We start from the raw sequence: 596 nt of genomic DNA on the forward strand, positions 1-596 counted from the left end.
GTGATTGCCCATATTACCTACATCATACTGTAAGTAGTTTAAGGCGCGCATAATCGGATGGTTGCGCTCGTTAACATAACCAACCCCTTGCTCTGCAACCCAATCGCCCAAGGCGCTGCCTTGAATTAAATCACCATTATCCACCAAATAATGATTTGGGTTTTCCGCGCGCGCCGCATGAATAAGTGCGGCAGTGTGAACTAAACCATGCGCTTCGGTAGGCTGTTGGCGAAAATAATCAAAGCCCAACATGTAGGCATGTAGATCCGTAGTTTCCATCACGCGCAGTTCAATTCGCGCTGGTTCCTCGTTAACTGCTGGGCTGCATGCGGAAAGCATTCCTGCGCTCAAGGCAAAAATCACTATTCCCACCGCTTTTTGTAGCGCGGCACTCACACTTTTACCATTGTTCATTTGCTCACCTTTTATCTACTTATCTTATTCGTGCTTATATTGTTCCTGCCTTGTACTCGTAACTGCTGCCCATGCAATAGCTTTGCTAGGCAATGTGTTTACTAGTAATTACCAGCACAGCTACTCGGCTACTAGCCAAGTATGTTGATAGGTTGCTACTTCACCGTATTGCGCTAAAAATG

1 pseudogene is annotated in these 596 nt (G+C 46.1%); it reads right to left on the bottom strand.

Annotated elements, in window-relative coordinates:
* A pseudogene (locus VT06_RS17080) lies at positions 1-414 on the bottom strand (hypothetical protein); the annotation flags it as partial.
* Positions 415-596 lie beyond the last annotated feature (182 nt).

The sequence above is a fragment of the Arsukibacterium sp. MJ3 genome, from assembly GCF_000987765.1.
Taxonomy (GTDB): domain Bacteria; phylum Pseudomonadota; class Gammaproteobacteria; order Enterobacterales; family Alteromonadaceae; genus Alishewanella.